Origin of the sequence: Chitinophaga chungangae (assembly GCF_017742215.1) — a bacterium.
GTDB classification, from domain to species: domain Bacteria; phylum Bacteroidota; class Bacteroidia; order Chitinophagales; family Chitinophagaceae; genus Chitinophaga; species Chitinophaga chungangae.
Window position 1 is genome coordinate 689,631 of the sequence record NZ_JAGHKP010000001.1, and the last position, 21,189, is coordinate 710,819.

21 protein-coding genes are annotated in these 21,189 nt (G+C 55.6%); 12 read left to right on the forward strand and 9 right to left on the reverse strand.

The window, feature by feature from the left end; translation table 11 throughout:
* Position 1: 1 nt before the first annotated feature.
* Genes hemF through hemA form a run of 5 tightly spaced genes read right to left on the reverse strand, consistent with a single transcriptional unit; the run spans position 2 to position 4,861 of the window.
* Positions 2–919, reverse strand: a complete 918-nt coding sequence (gene hemF, locus J7I43_RS03020; protein ID WP_236023282.1) for an oxygen-dependent coproporphyrinogen oxidase — start codon at positions 917–919, stop codon at positions 2–4.
* Between the two features lie 12 nt (positions 920–931).
* Positions 932–1,960, reverse strand: a complete 1,029-nt coding sequence (gene hemE, locus J7I43_RS03025; protein ID WP_209143091.1) for a uroporphyrinogen decarboxylase — start codon at positions 1,958–1,960, stop codon at positions 932–934.
* Positions 1,957–2,688 (reverse strand): uroporphyrinogen-III synthase, encoded by a 732-nt coding sequence (locus J7I43_RS03030; RefSeq protein ID WP_209143093.1) that lies wholly within the window; start codon positions 2,686–2,688, stop codon positions 1,957–1,959. Before J7I43_RS03030 ends, hemE begins: the two co-directional genes overlap by 4 nt.
* Positions 2,675–3,598, reverse strand: coding sequence for a hydroxymethylbilane synthase (gene hemC / locus J7I43_RS03035; RefSeq protein ID WP_209143095.1), 924 nt, complete (start codon positions 3,596–3,598; stop codon positions 2,675–2,677). Before hemC ends, J7I43_RS03030 begins: the two co-directional genes overlap by 14 nt.
* 3 nt (positions 3,599–3,601) lie before the next feature.
* Positions 3,602–4,861, reverse strand: a complete 1,260-nt coding sequence (gene hemA, locus J7I43_RS03040) for a glutamyl-tRNA reductase (RefSeq protein WP_209143098.1) — start codon at positions 4,859–4,861, stop codon at positions 3,602–3,604.
* Between the two features lie 322 nt (positions 4,862–5,183).
* Between hemA and hemH the strand changes: the two genes are divergently transcribed.
* From hemH to J7I43_RS03070, 6 genes are all read left to right on the forward strand, one after another.
* A complete protein-coding gene (hemH, locus tag J7I43_RS03045) occupies positions 5,184–6,227 on the forward strand; it encodes a ferrochelatase (RefSeq protein WP_209143100.1) in 1,044 nt (347 codons plus the stop codon).
* A gap of 124 nt (positions 6,228–6,351) precedes the next feature.
* On the forward strand, positions 6,352–7,485 hold the full coding sequence (locus J7I43_RS03050; RefSeq protein WP_209143102.1) for a Re/Si-specific NAD(P)(+) transhydrogenase subunit alpha: 1,134 nt from the start codon (positions 6,352–6,354) through the stop codon (positions 7,483–7,485).
* Between the two features lie 26 nt (positions 7,486–7,511).
* Positions 7,512–7,820: an NAD(P) transhydrogenase subunit alpha gene (locus tag J7I43_RS03055; RefSeq protein WP_236023283.1), complete on the forward strand. Its 309-nt coding sequence runs from the start codon at positions 7,512–7,514 to the stop codon at positions 7,818–7,820.
* A 4-nt stretch (positions 7,821–7,824) separates the two neighbouring features.
* Positions 7,825–9,369: an NAD(P)(+) transhydrogenase (Re/Si-specific) subunit beta gene (locus tag J7I43_RS03060; RefSeq protein WP_209143104.1), complete on the forward strand. Its 1,545-nt coding sequence runs from the start codon at positions 7,825–7,827 to the stop codon at positions 9,367–9,369.
* A gap of 33 nt (positions 9,370–9,402) precedes the next feature.
* Complete coding sequence (locus J7I43_RS03065; RefSeq protein WP_209143106.1) at positions 9,403–10,785, forward strand: methyltransferase RsmF C-terminal domain-like protein; 1,383 nt, start codon at positions 9,403–9,405, stop codon at positions 10,783–10,785.
* Between the two features lie 124 nt (positions 10,786–10,909).
* A complete protein-coding gene (locus J7I43_RS03070) occupies positions 10,910–11,980 on the forward strand; it encodes a LysM peptidoglycan-binding domain-containing protein (RefSeq protein WP_209143108.1) in 1,071 nt (356 codons plus the stop codon).
* A gap of 75 nt (positions 11,981–12,055) precedes the next feature.
* Here the strand turns inward: J7I43_RS03070 and fmt are convergent, their stop codons facing one another.
* Entirely contained in the window at positions 12,056–12,970 is a 915-nt protein-coding gene (gene fmt / locus J7I43_RS03075) for a methionyl-tRNA formyltransferase (RefSeq protein WP_209143110.1), read from the reverse strand.
* A gap of 15 nt (positions 12,971–12,985) precedes the next feature.
* Positions 12,986–14,164, reverse strand: a complete 1,179-nt coding sequence (locus tag J7I43_RS03080) for an exo-beta-N-acetylmuramidase NamZ family protein (protein WP_209143112.1) — start codon at positions 14,162–14,164, stop codon at positions 12,986–12,988.
* 101 nt (positions 14,165–14,265) lie between these two features.
* On the opposite strand from J7I43_RS03080, the gene J7I43_RS03085 reads away from it, so the two are divergent.
* The 4 genes from J7I43_RS03085 to J7I43_RS03100 all read left to right on the forward strand — a co-directional run bounded on the left by J7I43_RS03085 (position 14,266) and on the right by J7I43_RS03100 (position 17,271).
* On the forward strand, positions 14,266–14,694 hold the full coding sequence (locus J7I43_RS03085) for an FKBP-type peptidyl-prolyl cis-trans isomerase (RefSeq protein ID WP_209143114.1): 429 nt from the start codon (positions 14,266–14,268) through the stop codon (positions 14,692–14,694).
* 76 nt (positions 14,695–14,770) lie between these two features.
* Complete coding sequence (pepT, locus tag J7I43_RS03090) at positions 14,771–16,018, forward strand: peptidase T (RefSeq protein ID WP_209143116.1); 1,248 nt, start codon at positions 14,771–14,773, stop codon at positions 16,016–16,018.
* Between the two features lie 92 nt (positions 16,019–16,110).
* On the forward strand, positions 16,111–16,827 hold the full coding sequence (locus J7I43_RS03095) for a MotA/TolQ/ExbB proton channel family protein (RefSeq protein ID WP_209143117.1): 717 nt from the start codon (positions 16,111–16,113) through the stop codon (positions 16,825–16,827).
* A gap of 27 nt (positions 16,828–16,854) precedes the next feature.
* Positions 16,855–17,271 (forward strand): ExbD/TolR family protein, encoded by a 417-nt coding sequence (locus tag J7I43_RS03100; RefSeq protein ID WP_209143119.1) that lies wholly within the window; start codon positions 16,855–16,857, stop codon positions 17,269–17,271.
* Between the two features lie 51 nt (positions 17,272–17,322).
* On the opposite strand, the gene prmC is transcribed toward J7I43_RS03100, so the two are convergent.
* Entirely contained in the window at positions 17,323–18,177 is an 855-nt protein-coding gene (gene prmC, locus J7I43_RS03105) for a peptide chain release factor N(5)-glutamine methyltransferase (RefSeq protein WP_209143121.1), read from the reverse strand.
* Between the two features lie 102 nt (positions 18,178–18,279).
* Between prmC and ribD the strand changes: the two genes are divergently transcribed.
* Both ribD and J7I43_RS03115 read left to right on the forward strand, forming a co-directional pair.
* Positions 18,280–19,266 carry a bifunctional diaminohydroxyphosphoribosylaminopyrimidine deaminase/5-amino-6-(5-phosphoribosylamino)uracil reductase RibD gene (ribD, locus tag J7I43_RS03110; protein ID WP_209143123.1) on the forward strand — a complete coding sequence of 329 codons (987 nt, stop codon included), beginning with the start codon at positions 18,280–18,282 and terminating at the stop codon, positions 19,264–19,266.
* A gap of 11 nt (positions 19,267–19,277) precedes the next feature.
* Positions 19,278–19,874 carry an IMPACT family protein gene (locus J7I43_RS03115; RefSeq protein ID WP_209143125.1) on the forward strand — a complete coding sequence of 199 codons (597 nt, stop codon included), beginning with the start codon at positions 19,278–19,280 and terminating at the stop codon, positions 19,872–19,874.
* Here J7I43_RS03115 and J7I43_RS03120 read toward each other — a convergent pair whose 3' ends face one another.
* Complete coding sequence (locus tag J7I43_RS03120) at positions 19,875–21,107, reverse strand: DUF6786 family protein (protein ID WP_209143127.1); 1,233 nt, start codon at positions 21,105–21,107, stop codon at positions 19,875–19,877.
* Between the last annotated feature and the right edge of the window lie 82 nt (positions 21,108–21,189).

The following is a 21,189-nucleotide window of genomic DNA, read 5'->3' on the forward strand; positions in this document are numbered from 1 at the left end:
GCTAATCTTTTACCCATTCACGCGGTTTGAGGTATTCCAGCAACCTGGCTTCCTCGCTGCCCGGCTCGGGCTGAAAGTCGTACTCCCAGCGGGCCCTGGGCGGAAGGCTCATCAAAATGGATTCTATCCTTCCGTTCGTTTTCAGGCCGAACAGCGTGCCGCGGTCGTGTATCAGATTAAACTCTACGTAACGGCCGCGCCTGTATTCCTGCCAGTCCGTCTGCGCTTCGGTGTACGGCAGCTCTTTGCGTTTGTTCACCAGCGGCAGGTAAGACGCGATGAACGAACCGCCCACCGCCACCTGGAATTTCAGGAGGTCTTCCGCCGTGCGTTCAGGCTGCGGGCGGAGGTAATCGTAAAAGATGCCCCCGATGCCGCGCGCTTCGTTGTTGCGGTGTTTATTGATGAAATATTCGTCGCAATGTTTTTTATACTGCGGGTACAGTTCTTTGCCGAACGGGTCGCAGGCATCCTTAAAGGTACGATGGAAATGTGCGCCGTCTTCCTCGAAAATGTAATACGGCGTAAGATCGGCGCCGCCGCCGAACCAGCTGTCTTTCACTTCACCGTTTTCCCCGTACAGCTCAAAATACCGCCAGTTGGCGTGTACAGTGGGCACGAAGGGATTTTGGGGATGAATGACCAGCGAAATGCCCGCCGCCAGGAAGCTGCTGTTGTCTGCAACGTTGAACTGCTGCGCCATCACGGCGGGCAGCGTGCCGTGCACCACGGAGGTGTTCACGCCGCCTTTCTGGAATACGTTGCCATCGGCGATCACGCGGGTAATGCCCCCGCCGCCGCCCGCGCGCTCCCAGCGGTCTTCACGGAACTTCGCCTTGCCGTCGGCCGTTTCGAGGCCGTGGCAGATATCGTTCTGCAGCTGGTGTATGAAGGAAATAAATTCGTCTTTGATGCTCATGGCCTGGTCAATTTAAGCAAAACTCTTCACCGCTTCCACGAACGCTTTCGCGTGATCGACGGGGATGTTGGGCAAAATGCCGTGGCCCAGGTTGGCGATGTAACGTTGCGGGCCAAACGCGTTGATCATATTTTTCACGGATTTCTGTATCTCCGGGATCGGCTTCATCAGCTGTGCGGGATCGAAGTTGCCCTGCAAAGTTACGCCGGGGCCGGCAAACTGGCGTGCCAGCTGCGGTTTGATGCACCAGTCGAGGCCGAGGCCCTGCGCGCCGGTGGCGGCCATTTCTTCCAGCGCGAACCATGCGCCTTTGGCGAACACGATCACCGGGGCAACGCCCTGCAAAGCAGCCACGATGCGGCGGATGTAGCGGAGAGAAAACTCTTCGAAGTCTTCCGGGCTCAGCAGCCCTCCCCATGAATCGAATATCTGCACCACGTCCGCGCCGGCCAGCACCTGCGCTTTCAGGTAGGCGATGGTGGTTTCGGTCACACGGTTAAGCAGCTCATGCGCCACTTCCGGCTGTGTATAACAGAATGTTTTTGCTTCGTCGAAAGTTTTGGAGCCTTTGCCCTGCACCATGTAACACAGCAGCGTCCAGGGCGCGCCGGCAAACCCGATGAGGGGCACGCGGCCCGCCAGCGTTTGTTTGGTGAGCTTCAGCGCGTCCATTACATAATGCAGACGGTCGTTCACATCGGGTATTTCGATGCGGGCCAGGTCTGCGGCGGATTTGATGGGTTGCGGCAGCAGCGGGCCCACCTTTTCCACCAGCTGCACTTCCATGCCCATCGCCTGCGGCACCACGAGGATGTCGGAGAAGATGATGGCGGCGTCTACGCCTACCTGGTCTACCGGCATTACGGTGATCTCGGTGGCCAGTTCGGGCGTCTGGCAACGTTCGAAGAAGGAATATTTATCGCGCAGTTTGATATAATCGGGCAGGAAACGGCCGGCCTGGCGCATCATCCATACAGGCGGGCGGGAAACCGGGGCCCCGGCCAGCGCTTTCAGCAGTAAGTCATTCTGTAATCCGCTCATTCGTAGCAATTGATATTGTCAAAGTAAAAAATAGCTGTTTCGACCAGCTTGGCCACGGAGGGCCCGGGGCTGGTGATCACCCGGTTGGCCGTAAACGCCGCGATGGCGGTGGCCGTGGTGCTGCCGATGGCGAAACATGCCGTATCGGCCGGCAGCGAATTGCTGGTGAAAAAACTGCGCACGCTGCTGGGACTGAAAAACATCACGCCGTCGTAATCTTCATCCAGCGCGGCGGGCGTTTCCACCGTATTGTATACCACCATTTCCTCCAGCGCAATGCCATTTTCCTGCAGGTAATCCGGCAGGTCCGGCCGGCGGATGTTGCCGCTGAAAAAGATCACCTTGCCCGTAATGCCGTCCCGTACGATACGTTTCGCCAGTTCCAGCGAATTGGCGGCCGTGCCTTCGATCACTACGTTGCGCATCCTTTCTTCCGCGGCCTGCCGGGTGGCGCCTTCCAGGCAATACACGCGGTGGCGTGCAGCCAGGCTGTTTTCGTCGTGCATCCACACGCCGGTGACGAACTTTACGGCGTTAGGACTGGTGAACACGAGCACGGTGCCAGTTGACGCCAGCTCCTGGATGTGTTTGCGCATATCCGGCGTTATCACCGGCTGTACGTCGATGAAAGCCTGCGCCAGTATGGCGATGTCATGTTCGGCGGCCATGTGCACCAGCTCCTGGGGCAGCGGTTTTGTGCTTAATATGCGGTATTTATGCCTGGGCATTCCTGATGGCTTCAATGATAATGTCGCCGCCTTTTGCCAGCACTTCTTCCGCCGCGTCTTTCCCGATGCCGCCGGCCGTTTCCACGGGCGCCTGCCGGGTAACGGTGATGCTGCGGTCGCCATTAAGGCTGCAAAGGTTGCCCTCAAAAACGACCCGGCCATCGCTCACATACGCGTAAGCGCTGATGGGCGTGGTGCAGCCGCCGAGAAGGGTGCGGAGGAATGCTCTTTCTATGCTGGTGCAAAGTGCGGTTTCAGTATGATTGAGGGGGGCGAGGGCTTCGCGGCAGAAGCCGTCGTTTTCGCGGCAGGCTACCACAATGGCGCCCTGCGCGGGGGCGGGCAGCATCCAGTTGAGAATCACCGAATTGGCGGGCCTTACGTTGATCCGCTCCAGGCCGGCGGCGGCGAAAATGGCCGCGTCCCAGTTCTCGGAAGCCAGCTTTTGCAGCCGGGTGTTCACATTGCCGCGCAGGTTGTGCAATTGGTGCTGCGGGTAACGCCTGAGCCACTGCGCTTTGCGGCGGATGCTGCTGGTGGCGATGTTGGCGGTGTATGCCGTATCGTTGAGGAAATCCGTATCGTTTTTGTATACCAGCAGGTCTTTTACGTTGCCGCGTTCGATCACGGCGGCGTTCATGAGGCCTTTCGGCAGCTGGGTAGGCACGTCTTTGAAGGAATGCACGGCGATGTCTATCCGGTTGGCGAGCATCGCGGCGTCGAGGCTTTTGGTGAAAATGCCCTGCACGCCTATTTCGTAAAGCGGGGTAATGAGGTCGATGTCCCCGTCGCTTTTGATGGGGACCAGTTCCGCGGAATGACCGTTAGCGGTCAAAAGATCTTTCACCAGGTTAGCCTGCCACAGTGCGAGCTGGCTTTCCCGTGTACCTATCCTGATAACTTTGTCCATTGCTTATTCCTGGTTATTGCCTGTCTCGAATATTTCGCTGATCATGGCGATGTATTGGTCGCCTTTGTCGGATTCAGCTTCACGGCGCACTTTCCCGGCCATCAGATTGATCATTTTCTGGATGATGCGGGAAGATACTTCTTCGATGTCTTCCAGCTTGTAGTGTGCGCCGTTTTTCTGCTCTTTTATTTCGCGGGCGTGGATCTCGGTGAGTTTTTCTTTCACGGCCTTCAGCACTACGGCATGTTTGCGCATTTTGAACCAGTACAGGAACTCTTCCATGTGCTCTTCGATAATGCCCATGGCTTTGGGCACTTCGTTGAGGCGTTTCTGAAGGGTTTCGTCCTGCACTTTGCTCAGGTCGTCCACATTCACCACTTCCACATGCGCCAGCTCCCGCACTTCCGGGGCCACGTTGAACGGAATGGAAAGGTCTACGATCAGTTTGGCGGAATGGCCTTCCACATGCGATTGGAGGATGGTGGGGTTGGGCGCGTTGGTGGCCACGAGAATAACGTCCGCGCTTTTCAGCACTTCGTCCATCTGCTCATAAGGCGCGTATTGCAGGCCGTGCTGCCCCGCAAAGTCTTCCGCTACCGCGGTGGTGCGGTTGAGCAGCGTGATATTGCGCACGCCTAAGTATTCCATCATGTTCTTGCAGGTGTTGCGGCCTATTTTGCCCACCCCAAGCAGCACGATCTTTTTTTGTTGTATATCGGCTACTTTGTTTTCCAGCAGCCTCACCGCGGCGAATGCGACGGATACGGTGCCGGAGCTGAGCCCCGTTTCGTTTTTGATGAGCTTGGAAACCTGCAGCACGCTGTTCACGAGCCTTTCGAGGAAAGTGCCCACACAGCCATGCGACTTGGCGAACTTGGCCGCGCCCTTAATTTGACCGATGATCTCGTAATCGCCGAGTATCTGGGAATCCAGCCCGGTGCCCACGTGATAAAGATGGCGGATGGCCTGCTCACCGGATTTGTGATAGGCCATTTCGGCGAATACCTGCGGGTTGCCGCCGGCCGCAGCGCACAACAGCGCCGTCAGATCCTTTGGATCGCTGGCGAAACCGTATATTTCCGTGCGGTTACAGGTGGAAAGCACGAACAGATCGTCCATGCCTGCTGCCTTGGCGGCGTGTAAAAGTTGCTGATATTGGTCCTGGTTAATCGCAAATAATCCACGGATCGCAGCGTCAGTTTTCTTATAGTTGATTCCAACGATATGAAAATTCGATATGTCTTTGGGCTGATTGACCTGCATGATTCTATTCTAAAAAAGCTTCCGGTTGCAAAAATACAGGCCTGCGCTTCAAAACCACGCCCATAGCTGTCACTCATCTGTCATTTCTACCCCTGGTGAAGAGGGCTTCAAAAAAATGATTTTGGTCATATGTCCGTATACGCTGTACTGCATTGCGTTACAACAAATCAATGACATAAACCGCCCTTTCAAACGTGATGCCTGTCATCTCAAACACTGCCATGCACAAGGGCTTTCAAAGAATGAATCTAACAATTCGATGACAGAAGATGACGGAGAAAGCATCAAAAGCGCTTACTTTTGCATCAATTTTTTAGGTCTTATGGTCGCGAAGTCTGATACTGCAATTATACTGATGAACCTCGGTTCCCCGGATTCGACCGCCGTTCCGGATGTGAAGAAATACCTGCTTGAATTTCTGATGGACAAACGGGTGATCGATTACCCCTGGCTGATGCGCAAGCTGCTGGTGGGCGGGGTGATCGTGCCGAAACGCGCGGAAAAAAGCGCGGAAGCGTATAAAAGCATCTGGTGGGAAGACGGCTCGCCGCTGATCGTACTCACAAAACAGTTGCAAAAGGCCCTGCAGCACGACCTGGAAATCCCGGTGGAGATCACCATGCGGTACGGCAATCCTTCGCCCGCCGAAACGTTCGACAAACTCATGAAAGAACATCCCGGCCTGAAAGACGTGATACTCGTGCCGCTGTACCCGCATTACGCCATGAGCAGCTACGAAACCGCCGCGGAATACGCGAAAGTGGTCCACCGTAAAAAACGGTATCCTTTCGAACTGAAAATAGTGGAGCCATTTTATAAACATCCCGATTATATCCACGCCATGGCCGAAAGCATGCGCCCGTACCTGGAGAAAGAATACGATCACGTGCTGTTCAGCTATCACGGGGTACCGGTAAGGCACCTACGAAAAGGAGACATCACCGGCGGGCATTGCATGAAAGTGAACGATTGCTGCCATGTGAACAGCGCCGCGCATACGCAATGCTACAAACACCAGGTGACCGTTACCTCAGAGCTGGTGGCGCGCGAGCTGGGCATTCCGCGGGATAAATGGAGCATGAGCTTCCAGAGCAGGCTGGGGCGTGAGGAATGGATAAGGCCTTATACGGACGAAACGTTCCGTTCGCTGCCCGCGCAGGGCAAAAAAAAGCTGCTGGTGGCATGCCCGGCTTTTGTGAGCGATTGCCTTGAAACGCTGGAAGAGATCGCCGTGGAAGGTAAACATACGTTCATCAGCAGCGGGGGAGACAGCTTTGTGATGATCCCCTGTATGAACACGCATCCCGTATGGGTAAAGGCCCTCGGCAATTTGTGCCGCGAAAAGATGGAAGCAGTAACGGTCTGAGGCCGTTTAAAAGATAATACCGAGGCCTGCGCTGTGGATACACGATCAGCGCAGGCTTTTTTTATGTGCGGCGGGCGGTATCTCCGCTTTTTTCTTTAAATTCCATCAGCAAAAATCAACTCCGATGATCCTGGCCGTATTGAAAGAAAAATCAGGAGAGAACAGGGTGTCGCTCGTTCCGGAAGTCGTGAAACAGCTTGTGCAACAGCAGGTGGAAGTATGGGTGGAAGAAGGGGCGGGCCAAGGCGCGTTTTACCCGGATGCCATGTTTACAGAAGCAGGAGCGCTGCTCAAACCCCGCGGCGAAATGTTGCAGAAGGCAGACCTTCTGCTGTCCCTCCGCCAGCCCGACCGGGAAGACTGGGAGCAGGTTCCCGCCGGGAAGGTCTGGATGGGCGTTTATCAGCCCCTGTATCATCCCGCGCTCATGCAGCAATGGGCCGCAAAAAAGTTCACCGTTTTCAGCCTTGACACCATTCCCCGCACCACCCGCGCCCAAAGCATGGACGTGCTCAGCTCGCAGGCCAATATCGCCGGTTATAAGGCCGTATTGCTCGCGGCGTATACCTATGGGCGTTATTTCCCGATGTTCATGACCGCGGCGGGCAGCATTCCTCCCGCCAAAGCGCTCATCCTCGGCGCGGGCGTGGCCGGTTTGCAGGCCATTGCCACCGCACGAAGGCTGGGGGCCGTGGTGGAAGTGTTCGACACGCGGCCGGCCGTGAAGGAAGAAGTGATGAGCCTCGGCGCGAAGTTCGTGGAAGTGGACGGCGCGGCGGACGCGTCGAAAGCGGGCGGCTACGCGGTGGAACAATCCGCTGATTACCAGGCCCGCCAGACCGCGAAGATCGCGGAAAGCGCCGCAAAGGCAGACATCATCATCACCACTGCGCAGATACCCGGCAAACCCGCTCCCATATTGATAAGCAAAGCCATGATAGAAGCCATGCGGGCCGGTTCTGTCATTATCGACCTGGCCGCCGCCACCGGGGGCAATACGGAAATCACGAAAGATGCGGCCACCGTTGTGCATAACGGCGTGACCGTTATCGGCAATTCAGACCTCGCGGGCGCCGCCCCGGCAGACGCCAGCAAACTCTACGCCCGCAACGTGCTGAATTTCCTCAAACTGATACTGACCAAAGAAGGCGCCCTGCACCTTAATTTCGAGGACGATCTCGTGAAAGGCGCCTGCATCGTGCACAAGGGCGAGATCGTGAACGATCGCGTGAAACAGCTGCAACCCGCCGCAGTATAACAATTTCAAACTCAAATACCCTGCATATGACCGCAGTACTGGACTTTTTACAACTGCACATCGAAATGGTGTATGTCGTGATCCTTTCCATTTTTCTCGGCATCGAAGTGATCGGCCGCGTGCCTTCCGTGCTGCATACGCCGCTGATGAGCGGCGCCAACGCGATACACGGCGTGGTGATCATCGGCGCCATTATCGTAATGGGAAAAGCCGAACCTGACAATTACCTCGCACTGGTGCTCGGGTTTCTCGCGGTGATATTGGGAACGCTCAATGTGGTGGGCGGTTTTGTGGTGACGGACAGAATGTTGGAAATGTTTAAAAAGAAGAAATAATCATATGGGCAGCGCTTCTTCCATCCTGGCAATCGCCTACCTGATCGGCTCGGTAACGTTCATCGTCGGCCTTAAAATGCTCAGCAATCCCGCTACCGCGCGGAAAGGCAACCTGATAGCGGCGGCCGGCATGTTCCTCGCGATCGCGGGCACTATTTTCCTGTACGAAGAGAACGGGCGGAAACTGGGGAACTATGGCTGGATATTCGCCGGCCTCGCCATCGGCTCCGTGGTCGGCGTACTGGCGGCCAAAAAAGTGAAAATGACCGCCATGCCGGAAATGGTGAGCATGTTCAACGGTATGGGCGGCGCCTGCGCCATGCTCATTTCCATCGTGGAGTTCAACCACCTCGTGCACGGCGGCGCGGAAGTGAATATCGTAGCGGGTTTCAAGGCCATCATGGCCGGCGCTGAATACAACGCTTTTACCAATGTTACCGGCAAATTGCTGGTGATCCTGCTCGGGCTTATCATCGGCAGCGTTTCCTTCGCCGGCAGCGTGATCGCCTGGGGCAAGCTCAACGGGAAGATCAAAGATTTTGCATTCAAAGGCCAGCATATCGTGAACCTGGCGGTGCTCGGCGTGATCCTGGTGCTCATGGTCTGGTTGCTCGTATCCGCCCATCATACCAGCACTTCCGACTATTCCATCGACCTGCAGATAAACGACGCCGGCCTGCAGCTCACCAGCGGCGGCGCATTGGCGGGGCTGAGCGCGTTTTTTTATATCATCCTCATTTTATCCATCGCATACGGCGTGCTGTTCGTAATGCCTATCGGCGGGGCAGACATGCCCGTGGTGATCTCGCTGCTCAACTCCTTCACCGGCGTGGCGGCGGCCTGCGGCGGTTTCCTGTACAACAATCCCGTGATGCTCACCGGCGGCATTCTCGTGGGTTCGGCGGGCACCATTCTCACCATTCTCATGTGCAAGGCAATGAACCGTTCCCTCAAAAACGTGCTCATCGGCTCGTTCGGCGCTTCGGCCAAAAGTGGCGGCGGTACGGCAGTGCAGGGAAATTATAAAGAGATCAGTTTGTCCGACGCGGCGGTGGTGCTGCGTTATGCCGGCAAAGTGATGATCGTGCCGGGATACGGGCTGGCCGTTGCGCAGGCGCAGCACGTGTGCCACGAGCTGGAAAAGCTGCTGGAAGACCGCGGCGTGGAAGTGAATTATGCCATCCATCCCGTAGCGGGCCGCATGCCCGGGCATATGAACGTGTTGCTGGCGGAAGCTGACGTGCCGTATGAAAAACTTGAGGAAATGGAACAGGCCAACGCCGCCATGCCCACTACCGACGCGGTGCTGGTGCTCGGCGCGAACGACGTGGTGAATCCCGCCGCGAAGAACGATCCTTCCAGCCCGATCTACGGCATGCCCATCCTCGAAGTGGAGCTGGCGAAAATGGTGATCGTGAACAAACGCAGCATGAAACCAGGGTACGCCGGCATTGAGAACGAGCTGTTCTTCCAGCCCAAAACCTCCATGCTTTTCGGCGACGCTAAAACCGTGCTGCAGCAGCTGGTGGCCGAAGTGAAGGCGCTCTAACCGTAAAACAGTACCTTTGCGCAAAAACTGACATTGCCAGCATTACCCAAGGCTTTCACAGATACATTACAAGGGCTTCCCGGTTTCCGGGAAGAAACATTTCTCCGGGTGCACGAATCGCCGGAACGCGTAACCTCCATCCGGTTGCAGCGGCAGAAAATAACTGATGTCAAGGAATTGTTCCCTCAGCTGGAAACCACTCCCGTGCCCTGGACCTCAGGCGGTTATTACCTTTCCAGCCGCCCTTCCTTTACATTCGATCCGTATTTTCATGCCGGCGCATATTATGTGCAGGAAGCTTCTTCGATGTTCCTCGAAGAGGCCATCCGCCAAACCACCGGCGGCGAACCGCTCAAAGCGCTCGATCTTTGTGCCGCGCCCGGCGGCAAAAGCACATTGATACAGGGTATTCTGCATGCAGACAGCGTGCTGGTGGCCAACGAAGTGATCAAGGCCCGCGCGGCGCTGCTGGCGGACAATCTCACCAAATGGGGCGCGGCCAACGTGGTGGTGACCAACAACGATCCCCGCGATTTTGCGCGCCTTCCCGAATATTTCGACCTGGTGGCGGTGGATGCGCCCTGCTCCGGCTCAGGCCTTTTCCGCCGCGACCCCGAAGCGGTGGAAGAATGGAGCCAGGACAATGTGATGCTCTGCAGCCAGCGCCAGCAAAGGATTCTGGCGGATGTGTTTCCCGCGCTCAGGCCCGGCGGGGTGCTCATTTATTCCACCTGTTCGTATGCCGTGGAGGAAGACGAGCAGATCATGGACTGGCTGGTCGAAAATTTCGGAATGGAAAACATCCCGCTGCAGCTGCGGCCCGGATGGCATATCGTGGAAACGGCCTCGGGGCAGCACCACGCGAAGGGTTACCGTTTTTATCCCGACCAGGTGAAGGGGGAAGGATTTTTTATCGCCTGTTTCCGCAAGCCAGGCACGGCCGGCTCGCCGCAGAAATTCAAAGCGGGCTTCAGCGCGTTGCCGAAAAAAGAAGCGGAACTGGTACTGCCCTGGCTGCGGAACGGCGCGGAAATGGCGCTGATGGCGCACAACGGCGAAGCCATCGCGCTCACGCTGCCGTTGGCGAAAGAAATGCCGCTGCTGCAAAAACAATTGTACATCCGCAAAGCGGGCGTAAAAGCGGGCCAGCTCACGGCGAAGGAACTGGTGCCCGATCACCAGCTGGCGGTGAGCAATTGCGTGGCGGAAGGGCTGCCCGCGGCGGAATTGTCGCAGGAGCAGGCTTTGCGTTACCTCCGCAAGGAAGACCTGGCGCTGGAAAACGCCGCGAAAGGCTGGAACCTCATGCGTTTCAACGGGAAAAACCTGGGCTGGGCGAAAGTGCTGCCCAACCGCGTCAACAATTATTACCCGAAAGAATTGCGCATCCTGAAAGCCGGCACGCCCGATTTATAAACATGTGAAGAAATAGTGCCCGCAAGGTTTGGGAGGCTGCAACAAATTCAGTTTTTTGCCGTTCAGTAATAAACAATAATTCATATTAAACACATATATTCGTTCCGTTAAAGTATTAGAAATTATGTTAAAGTCAGCTTTGGTAGGTGTATTGATGACCGGTGCAATGAGTGTAGCCGCACAGGATACGCTGATCGTACAGGGCAGTTCACCCGATCTGTATTTGACGCACACCGTGAAGAAAGGGGAGACCTGGTACAGCCTGGGCCGCGCCTACGGCCTCAGCCCGAAAGATATTGCCGCAAGGAACAAAATGCAGATGGATCAGGGCCTCAGCCTTGGCAAACAGGTGACGATACCGCTCAATAAAAATAATTTCGTGCAGGCGAAAAACGCAGGTTCCGGCGTAAGGCCCGTGTACCACCGTGTGATCGAGAAGGAAACCCTGTACAGGATCCATGTGAAATACGGCAAAGTGCCGCTGGAAAATGTGCGCGAGTGGAACCATTTTTCGGGAGACGGTGTGCAGAAAGACGCTTACCTGGTGGTAGGCTACGTAAAAGGCAACGGCCAGTCCGTGATTTTGCCTTCCGCCACAAAGTCCGCGCCCGATGTGGCCGCGAGCACGCCTAAACCTTCGCAGCCCGCCGCGCCGGAAACCAAACCCGTTCCTACATCGCAGTCCGCTGCCCCCGAAACGCCCCCCGCGGCAAAGTCGCAACCCGCCGCGCCGGAAACCCGGCCTTCCCAGTCGGTGGAACCTGAAATCAAGCCGGTAGCCAAAACGCAATCCGCCGAGCCCGAAACAAAACCTGTCGAAAGAGAAACGCCGGTAACCACCAGCGTAGGCAGAACACCCTCGATTCCCGAAGGCGGTTTCGAGCAGCAATACCTGCAGCAGACCAACAACGGCCGCGACATCGTGGGCGAAAAAGGCCCCGGCAGCTGGTTCAAAAGCAACGCGGTAATAGGTTCCGGGAAATATTACGCGCTGCACAACACGGCGCCGCGCGGCACCATCGTAAAAGTGACCAATCCGCTTACGGGCCGCTCCATCTACGCCAAAGTGCTGGACGCCATCCCGCAGCTTAAAGCCAATGCAAACCTCATCATCAAACTCAGCGACGCCGCGCAGGATGCGCTGGGCATCACCGAACCGAGGTTTTATTGCGAGCTGGCGTACGACGAAAAATAATTCCAAGATCGTAATCCAATAAAAAAACCGGCAATTCGTGTTGCCGGTTTTTTTTTTATGCTGATCGTGCAATGTTTAAAATCTGAACCCTCTCAAAAACTCCACCACGCCCATTCTTTTTTTGCCTTCCAGCTGGATGTCCGTTACATGGATGTAACCGCCCGGCGCGGCGAATTTCAGGTACGTTTTCTGATCGCTGTGCACGGAGCCGGGCGCGTGCGAATGTTGCGATAATTCTTTTTCCGCTTTGAATATCTTCAGCGTTTTATCCTGCAAAACGGTGAACGCCGTAGGGTAGGGGCTGAGGCCGCGGATGAGGTTGTAAATGCGCTCCACCGGCATTTCCCAGTCGATGCGGCAATCTTCTTTGAATATTTTCGGCGCGTGTTTTAATTCTTCCGGCGGGATGTTGTTTTGCACGGTGCCCGTAATATCGCCTTTTTCAAGCGCTGATACGGTCTGGATCAATACTTTCGCGCCTTCCTTCATCAGCGCGTCGTATAGTTCTCCGGCGGTTTCGTCGTCGCGGATGGGCACTTTGGAAGCGTACAGGATATTGCCGGTATCGATCTCATGCTGCAACCTGAAAGTGGTAACGCCGGATTCTTTTTCCCCGTTGATCACCGCCCAGTTGATTGGCGCCGCGCCACGGTATTGCGGCAGCAGTGAAGCGTGAACGTTCACCGTGCCGAAGCGCGGCATATTCCACACCATTTCCGGCAGCATACGGAATGCCACCACCACCTGCAGGTCTGCGTTATACGATCTCAACTCTTCCAGGAAAGCGGGATTCTTCAGCTTCTCGGGCTGCAGCACGGGAATGTTTTTCGAAACGGCGTATTGTTTCACCGCGCTTTGCTGCAGCTGTAACCCTCTGCCCGCGGGCTTGTCCGGCGCGGTGATCACCGCGGCCACATCGTAACCATGCCGTACCAGCGCATCCAGGGAGGCCACCGCAAACTCCGGCGTGCCCATAAAAATGATCCTCATGGGTGCAAAGGTATTTTATAATTTGCTGATGTCGGGATAGAGCAGGTACTTCTTCCTGATTTTCCTGAACGCTTTAAGGCCCGGCTGCCAGCTTTTGTAGATCGCCGATGCGCTTTTCCCCGCTTTGATCTGCGCCTGCAGTTCCGCATTTCCCGCCAGTTTGTTGAAAAACGCGTTGAAGAATTTATCCTTGTCGGGGAAAAGTTTGTAGGCGTTGAGGAGGTATTGCAGGTCAACGCCAGCTACCATCGCCTTGCGCGGGACGGAGAGATCGTAGCCGTAACAGACGGAACCCTTCAGCACCGGCGATTTGGCGCCGGGCGTGCTTCGCGGCGTGAACGAATAAAGATTTTTCGGGAAAGACGGATGGCCATATACCTCGAAAGGTTTATCCGTACCGCGTCCCATGCTCACGGCGGTGCCTTCCAGCAGGCAAAGGCCGGGGTAAAGATGAATGGCGTTCATGGTGCGAAGGTTCGGCGACGGCGGTATCGTGATCTCATAACCGAAAGGAAGCCTGCGATCGTAATGCTGGCAGGTGATGACGGTAAGGTCGCATTGCGCCTTGTTTGAAAGCCATCCTTCCCCGTTCAGCATCTTCGCATATTCGCCAACGGTCATGCCATGCATGATGGGAATGGGCTGCATGCCCACGAAGGAACGGAAAGCCGTGTCCAGCACGGGGCCGCTAACGGCGAAACCGTTTGGATTGGGCCTGTCCAGCACGATGAGCGGTTTATGATTTTCCGCCGCGGATTCCATCAGTTCCTGGAGGGTGGAAATGTAAGTGTAGAAACGCGTGCCAACGTCCTGCACGTCGAACACCAGCACGTCCACATCCGCAAGATCTGTTGAATCCGCTTTGCGGTGTTTGCCGTAAAGGGAAATAATGGGGATGCCTGTTTTTTCATCGGTGCTGTTGTTCACTTTTTCGCCTGCATCGGCCTGCCCGCGGAAACCGTGCTCGGGGCTGAAGATCTTCACGATGTTCACCCTGCGTTTCAGCAGTGAATCCACGAGATGCATTCCGGGAGCGATCACGGAGGTTTGATTGACGAGCATGCCGACACGTCTGCCTTCCAGGAAAGACATATAGGCTTCAGTACGTTGCGCGCCGGTAACGACGGGCGGCGTTTTCTGTGAAAATGCGGTTAAACAGCTGGTTAGCAGCAGTATGCAAACGAAGATCCTCATAACGTTCGGTTGTTGGATGCAACAAAATAACGAGGCTGAACCGTAAATCAAAAACAAAATCTGTACCTTCACTGTCTATTATCTTATTTTAAATATTTTATATGCAACAAGTTAAGTCCGGAGATAAGGTTAGGGTTCACTATCACGGCCGGTTACAAAATGGCAACACTTTTGATTCCTCGGAAGGTAGAGACCCGCTGGAGTTTACGGTAGGTTCCGGGCAGGTGATCAAAGGGTTCGACAATGGTGTGCTGGATATGAAGCCAGGCGATAAAAAAACGCTGAACATCCCCGTGGAAGAAGCGTACGGCCCGAAAAGCGACGAGCTGATCATGGAGTTCCCCAAAGCCAACATCCCGGCTGATCTCAATCCTGAGGTAGGCATGGAACTGCAGATGAGCAACCCCCAGGGCCAGGTGTTCCCCGTGAAAGTGGCGGCCATCGGCGCGGAGTTCATCACCCTCGACGCTAACCACCCTCTCGCCGGCGAAGCGCTGGTGTTCGAGATCGAACTGGTGGAAATAGTTTAGTGCATTCAATTCAACACAAATATTGAAAGTAAAAAAGCGGGCATCGTCCTGCTTTTTTCTTTTTTATTTTTACGCCATGAACAAAGATTACGTGTATTCAGTAACGGAGCGTTTCCTGCGCTATGTGCAGATCGATACGCAGTCTGACCCTCTCAGCAAAACGTTCCCTTCCACCGAAAAACAGAAAGACCTGTCCCGTTTGTTGGTACAGGAATTGCAGCAGATCGGCATTTCCGACGCGGAAACTGACGAATACGGTTACGTGTACGCCACCATTCCCGCCACCACGGATAAAAACGTGCCCGTGATCTGTCTTTGCGCCCATATGGACACGGCGCCCGATTGCAGCGGCGCCAACGTGAAACCCATTGTGCATAAGGCTTTCGACGGAACGGACATCGTGCTGCCGGGCGACGCCACACAGGTGATCTCCGTAAAGGAGCATCCTTACCTGGCGGAAAAAAAGGGAGACGACATCATCACCGCCAGCGGCGCTACGCTGCTGGGGGCGGACAATAAAGCCGGCGTGGCCGAGATCATGGATGCCGCGCAATATCTTGTGCAGCACCCGGAGATCAAACATGGAAAGATCAGGATTTTGTTTACGCCGGACGAAGAAGTGGGCCGCGGCGTGGAACATGTGAACATGGAAAAGCTGGGAGCGGACTTCGGGTATACGATGGACGGCGGCGAGCTGGGCGCGCTGGAAGACGAAACGTTTTCCGCAGACGGCGTCAAGATCGTGATCCACGGCGTAAGCGTGCATCCTGGTGCGGCGAAAAACAAACTGGTGAGCGCTATCAAGATCGCGGCGGACATATTGCATGCGCTGCCGAAAGACATCCTGTCTCCCGAAACCACCGAAGACCGCCAGGGTTTTATACACCCGGTGCGCATCGAGGGCATCACCGAAAAAGCGGAGATCGATTTTATCATCCGCGACTTCACCACGGCTGAGCTGCAGGGGCATGAATTTTTCCTGCGCAGGATCATGGAAACGGAAGTGGCGAAACACCCCGGTGCGAAAGGCGAGTTCAGGGTGACGGAGCAATACCGCAACATGAAAGAAGTGCTGGATAAGTATCCGCAAGTAGTGGCCAATGCGGAGGAAGCGATAAAAAGGGCGGGCATCGATCCGCTGAAAATGAGCATCAGGGGCGGAACGGACGGCAGCAGGCTGTCTTTCATGGGCCTTCCCTGCCCGAACATCTTCACCGGCGAAATGGCTTTGCACAGCAAACATGAATACATCAGCGTGCAGGACATGCAGAAGGCCGTAGATACGATCATCCAACTCGTCCAGGTTTGGGAAGAACGCAGCTGATAATATTTTCAGGGGCAAATCCGTTTTTATTATTACTTTAAACCCTTGTTATACTTCAGGGTATACACATTTGAAAGGATAAAATTCAATACATGTTGCTAGGACTCGTTACAGTTATGCAGGACACGCTTTTGCAGGCAAAGGCGGACACCGTGGCCGCGGGCATCAATGCGGCCGCCGCAGCGCCCCAGGAAATCAAACTCTGGGATATGATCGTAAAGGGCGGCCCCCTCATGATCCCGCTGGGCATACTTTCCGTGATAGCCGTATACGTGTTCGTGGAAAGGTATATCACTATTTCCCGGGCAGGTAAGCTGGAAAACAATTTCATGCCGATGGTGCGCGATCACATCACCTCCGGCAATATCAGCGCCGCGCGCTCTTTGTCTAAAAACACCGCCGGGCCTATCGCGCGGATGATCGATAAAGGCATCCAGCGTATCGGCAAACCGACGGACGCCATCGAAAAATCCATGGAGAACGTTGGCAAGCTGGAGATCTATAAAATGGAAAAGAACCTCGTGATACTCGCCATCATCGCGGGCATTGCGCCGATGTTCGGCTTCCTGGGCACCATCGCCGGGATGATCCAGACCTTTTTCAACATCTCCCAGACTTCAGATATCACCCTCAGCACCATCGCGGGCGGCATCTACGTAAAAATGGTGACCTCCGCGGCGGGCCTTATCATCGGCCTCGTGGCCTATATCGGCTACAGTTACCTGCAGGCGCAGATAGACAAGGTGATCAATAAAATGGAAGGCTCGTCTTCAGAGTTCATCGACGTGCTGCTGGAGCCTTCTAAATAATTCATTGATAATTCGAAACTGGTAAATATGAATTTGCGGAGGACTAAAAAAGGTACGGCGGAACTGCACAGCGGCGCGTTGAACGACATCCTGTTCATCCTGCTCCTGTTTTTCCTGATCGTGTCTTCACTGGCCAATCCCAACGTTATCAAGCTGATGTTGCCCAAGGCCAAAAGCAATACCAAAGCAAAACAAACGGTAGTGGTAAGCATCGACGCGGGGCAGCAATATTACGTGGGCACCAATAAGGTGGATTTCCCCAGCCTGCGCCAGGTGCTGGTTACCAAACTTCCGCCGGGAGAAGTAGACCCCACCATCGTGATCAACGCCGAAGAAACCGTGCCCATCGGGCTGGTGGTAGGCGTAATGCAGATCGCGAGGGAACTGGGCGCCAAAACCGTGCTGGGCACTGCCAACCCGCAGAATGCGCCGACGGCGAAATAAAAGGTCAGTATAACAAACGGAAATAACCGGTCCCGGCACGCGTTGCCGGGATTATTTTTTTACGGCTTTTATCATCCGGTCTTTGCCGAACATATCCTGCCGCAGCGCCACTTCCCTGAACTTTTCTTTTTCCAGCAGGTCTATTACTGCTTTGCCGAAAGATTCGTGGATCTCGAAATACAATTTGCCGCCCGGTTCCAGCTTTTCCTGTGCCAGCTGCGCGATGCGCCGGTAGAAGAGCAGCGGGTCCTTATCGGGCACGAACAGCGCCAGGGAAGGCTCGAATTCCGTGACCAAAGGCTGCATTTCAGCGCGTTCCTGTTCGGGAATGTAGGGCGGGTTGCTGATGACGATATTGAGGGAAGGAAGCACCTGCGAAGCGTCCGCGCTGAGCACGTCCTGCGTAACGAAGCGGATGGGCGTATGCTGCGCGCTGGCGTTGCGGGTGGCCAGGCTGACGGCGCCGGGGCTCACGTCCATGGCCCACACGTCTGCCGCGGGCCAGTGTTTTTTGAGGGCGATGGGAATACAGCCGCTGCCGGTGCCAATGTCCAGCAGGCGCCAGGCGGGCTGGGAGGGGTGGTCTTTGAGGATCCATTCCACGAGCTCTTCCGTTTCGGGCCGGGGGATCAGCACCTGGTCGCTTACCTGCAGTTCGAGGCCGTAGAACCAGCTTTTGCCGGTGATATGCTGTATGGGCTTGTGTGCCAGCAGGTCGGCAAGCGCTTGCTGGTAAAGGTTTTCCTGGGCGGGGGTAAGGTCGCCGTCTTTATGCACGATGCGGTCCAGCTTGCCAAGGCCGGTGATGTGCTCCATCAGCAAGTGCCCGATGTTCGCGGCTTCGCGGGCGTCGTACAGGTGCCTGATGGCAGCCGTTACCCCGGCGAATGCAGATTGAATAGTCATGATATTCGGATGATCAACGGGAAAATCGCCGTTGAAACGATATTTTTGCACAAACTTATTATTTCAGCCGCAATCATGCACGCCCATCCGCACGAAATTTTTATGCAGCGTTGTATCAGCCTGTCTCTCAACGGGGAAGGAATGGTAGCGCCCAATCCCATGGTGGGGGCGGTGCTGGTGCATGAAGGAAAGATCATCGGCGAAGGTTTTCACCGGGTGTACGGCGAATCCCATGCCGAAGTGAACTGCGTGAACAGCGTGGAGCCGGAATTGCAGGAGCTGATCCCGCATTCGGTGATGTACGTAAGCCTGGAGCCCTGCGCGCATCATGGCAAAACGCCACCCTGTGCGGACCTGATCGTTGCCCGCAACATTCCGGAAGTGGTGATCGGCTGTGTGGACAGCTTTTCGGAAGTGGCCGGGAAAGGCATCGAAAAACTGCGGGCCGCCGGCGTAAAAGTGACCACCGGCCTGCTGGAAGACGAATGCAGGCAGGTGAACCGCCGTTTTTTCACCTTCCACGAACAGCGGCGGCCTTACGTGGTGCTCAAATGGGCGCAAAGCGCGGACGGGTATATCGCTCCGCCGGACGGCGCGCCGGTGAGGATCTCCGGGCCCTATGCAGACAGGCTGGTGCATCAATGGCGAAGCCGCGAAGCGGGCATCATGGTGGGCACGCGCACCGCTTTGAACGACAATCCGAGGCTGAATACGCGGCTCTGGCCGGGTAAAAGCCCCGTCCGCATCATTCTCGACCTCGGGGGCAAAATACCCCGCGATTTTCACGTGCACGACGGTTCGGTGCGCACCATCTTCCTCACCGCGAACGAAATCGACCGTTCGAAGGCCCTCGTGCCCCAGGTATTGGCGCTGCTGCATGCGGAATCGGTGCAGAGTATTCTCGTGGAAGGCGGAGCGAACCTTTTACAGCAATTCATCCACAGCGGCCTTTGGGACGAAATGAGGGTGATCACCGGGCAGCAGCCTTTGGGCCAGGGCCTGCGGGCGCCGGAGACGGGGGAAGTGCGGCTGCTGGAAAAGCTGGACGTGGCGGGAGACGAAGTGGCCGTGTATGGCCGGCCGGCATAAAAAACAGGAAAATGGAAGTTTATTATACGATCGAAAAGAAGGCAGTAGCGGAGTTTAAAGACCGGGGAAGCAAGTTCCTCGCTTTCGCGTTCCCCGTAAAATCCACCGAACAGGTGAAAGAGTGTTTGCAGGAAGTGAAAAAAGAACACCCCAAAGCCACCCATCATTGTTACGCTTACCGGCTGGGAACAGACGGGCTGCAATACCGCGCAGTAGACGACGGCGAGCCTTCCGGCTCCGCGGGCAAGCCCATCCTGGGACAGATAGACAGCAAACAGCTTACGGACGTGCTGGTGATAGTGGTGCGTTATTTCGGGGGTACGCTGCTCGGCGTGCCGGGACTGATCAACGCCTATAAAATGTCCTGCGCGCTGGTGCTGCAGCTGATACCCGCCGTACAAAAAAACGTTGAAGCGCGTTACCAGCTGGTGTTCGATTATACCATCCTGAACGATGTGATGATAGTGGTGAAACAGAACAACTGCACCGTACTCAACCAGGACATCCAGTTGTTCTGCAGCATGGAGATCGGCATCCCCAAATCCAGCCTGGACCTTTGCCTCCTGCGCCTGAAGGATATTTACAACCTCGAGGTGAAGGCGATGTAACTACCGGAAAGCATTTTCCACTTCTTTGAGGCTGACCCCGAATAATTTTTTCACGACAGGATCGAGATGTTTTTCGCTGCCCTGCAGATGGATGGTGCGGTGATAATGTTCCAGGCGGCCGCCGGGTTTGAGTGCGGCCGCGGGGGAAGAGCTTTCCAGTTCGTAGAAACGCCCCATTTGTGCGCCTGAATCGCCTGCCGGGCCGTCGTTGTAAGCATTGATCACATCGCCGGCAAAAGGCTTCGCCTGTATGCCCCATGAAGAATTGACGTATCGGTGCGAGGCCGAAGGCATGGTGAACTGCACCACCGTAAGCACTTTATTGGCTGCATCGTAGCTGCCCAGCACGTTGTAGCAGGCCTGGCGGCGCAGGCCGATCTTGCTGCGGTGGTTGGCGTCTGCCCGGAAATAAACGATGTTTTTGTTGGTTTTGAGCCTTTCTGCGGGCACTTTCCCGAAATAATCATCCTTAACGGTACCGCCTGTACGAAGCGGGATCATCACCGTGTTTTTTTCCGCGGCGGGGAACATGCCGAGAATCCAGATGGAGGGCATGCCGTAAGCCGTGTCCCACTTATGCTGCCCGGCGTTTACGATGGTGTTGGCGGAATGAAAGCCGACGGCGTGAACACTGCGGTGAAGGTCTGTGCCGAGATAGTTGCGCAGGTCGCGGCGCGCGATGAGCGTAACGGTGCGGGTAACTTTGATATCGAAGATATGGCCTTTGTAATTGGGCAATTGCATGTTGCGCTCGAAGGTAACGGCCGATTTGCTGCGGGCGGTTACGTTGAAGGGCTCTGAATCCAATGCTGCGGGCACCTGCCAGTGTGCGAGATCGAAGGTGTCTCCCGGCGCGAAATAAAAGCTGTTCTGGCTGCCTTCCGGGCCGAGCCAGAAGCGGTCTTCCCCGCCGAAAGCATTGATGTGCGGCTGCAGTTTTTTCTCCGCGATAAGCGAATGGTTGATCCATCCGAGGCTTTTGCCTTTGTCGCCTTCGGCGGTGCTGGTCATCACGCGGCCCTGCCACGCCGGCGCAAGGGCGATGGCGGATTTGCTGGTGCTGTCCGTCAATACGATGGTTTCGGTATGTTCTTCCAGGAATGCAACGTCCGCCCCGAAGTTCTCCGGCCTGGATATGGTTTGTTGCGGCTGTGTTGCGGGCTGCTGTGCCGGTTGTTTGCGGGGGCCGCAGGCAGCCAGGCACAGTGTGCCGTAGAGCACATATTTTTTCATGAGATAGCGGTGGAATGGTCGTTAATGAACTGCAATGATAAAGTTTAATTTTAACAACATTACCGCGCCTATATTGTGTTGG

Bases quoted from the DNA above. Each gene is read 5' to 3' on its own strand.
- hemF (WP_236023282.1), bottom strand. From the start codon at position 919: ATGAGCATCAAAGACGAATTTATTTCCTTCATACACCAGCTGCAGAAC.
- hemE (WP_209143091.1), bottom strand. From the start codon at position 1,960: ATGAGCGGATTACAGAATGACTTACTGCTGAAAGCGCTGGCCGGGGCC.
- J7I43_RS03030 (WP_209143093.1), bottom strand. From the start codon at position 2,688: ATGCCCAGGCATAAATACCGCATATTAAGCACAAAACCGCTGCCCCAG.
- hemC (WP_209143095.1), bottom strand. From the start codon at position 3,598: ATGGACAAAGTTATCAGGATAGGTACACGGGAAAGCCAGCTCGCACTG.
- hemA (WP_209143098.1), bottom strand. From the start codon at position 4,861: ATGCAGGTCAATCAGCCCAAAGACATATCGAATTTTCATATCGTTGGA.
- hemH (WP_209143100.1), top strand. From the start codon at position 5,184: ATGGTCGCGAAGTCTGATACTGCAATTATACTGATGAACCTCGGTTCC.
- J7I43_RS03050 (WP_209143102.1), top strand. From the start codon at position 6,352: ATGATCCTGGCCGTATTGAAAGAAAAATCAGGAGAGAACAGGGTGTCG.
- J7I43_RS03055 (WP_236023283.1), top strand. From the start codon at position 7,512: ATGACCGCAGTACTGGACTTTTTACAACTGCACATCGAAATGGTGTAT.
- J7I43_RS03060 (WP_209143104.1), top strand. From the start codon at position 7,825: ATGGGCAGCGCTTCTTCCATCCTGGCAATCGCCTACCTGATCGGCTCG.
- J7I43_RS03070 (WP_209143108.1), top strand. From the start codon at position 10,910: ATGTTAAAGTCAGCTTTGGTAGGTGTATTGATGACCGGTGCAATGAGT.
- fmt (WP_209143110.1), bottom strand. From the start codon at position 12,970: ATGAGGATCATTTTTATGGGCACGCCGGAGTTTGCGGTGGCCTCCCTG.
- J7I43_RS03080 (WP_209143112.1), bottom strand. From the start codon at position 14,164: ATGAGGATCTTCGTTTGCATACTGCTGCTAACCAGCTGTTTAACCGCA.
- J7I43_RS03085 (WP_209143114.1), top strand. From the start codon at position 14,266: ATGCAACAAGTTAAGTCCGGAGATAAGGTTAGGGTTCACTATCACGGC.
- pepT (WP_209143116.1), top strand. From the start codon at position 14,771: ATGAACAAAGATTACGTGTATTCAGTAACGGAGCGTTTCCTGCGCTAT.
- J7I43_RS03095 (WP_209143117.1), top strand. From the start codon at position 16,111: ATGTTGCTAGGACTCGTTACAGTTATGCAGGACACGCTTTTGCAGGCA.
- J7I43_RS03100 (WP_209143119.1), top strand. From the start codon at position 16,855: ATGAATTTGCGGAGGACTAAAAAAGGTACGGCGGAACTGCACAGCGGC.
- prmC (WP_209143121.1), bottom strand. From the start codon at position 18,177: ATGACTATTCAATCTGCATTCGCCGGGGTAACGGCTGCCATCAGGCAC.
- ribD (WP_209143123.1), top strand. From the start codon at position 18,280: ATGCAGCGTTGTATCAGCCTGTCTCTCAACGGGGAAGGAATGGTAGCG.
- J7I43_RS03115 (WP_209143125.1), top strand. From the start codon at position 19,278: ATGGAAGTTTATTATACGATCGAAAAGAAGGCAGTAGCGGAGTTTAAA.
- J7I43_RS03120 (WP_209143127.1), bottom strand. From the start codon at position 21,107: ATGAAAAAATATGTGCTCTACGGCACACTGTGCCTGGCTGCCTGCGGC.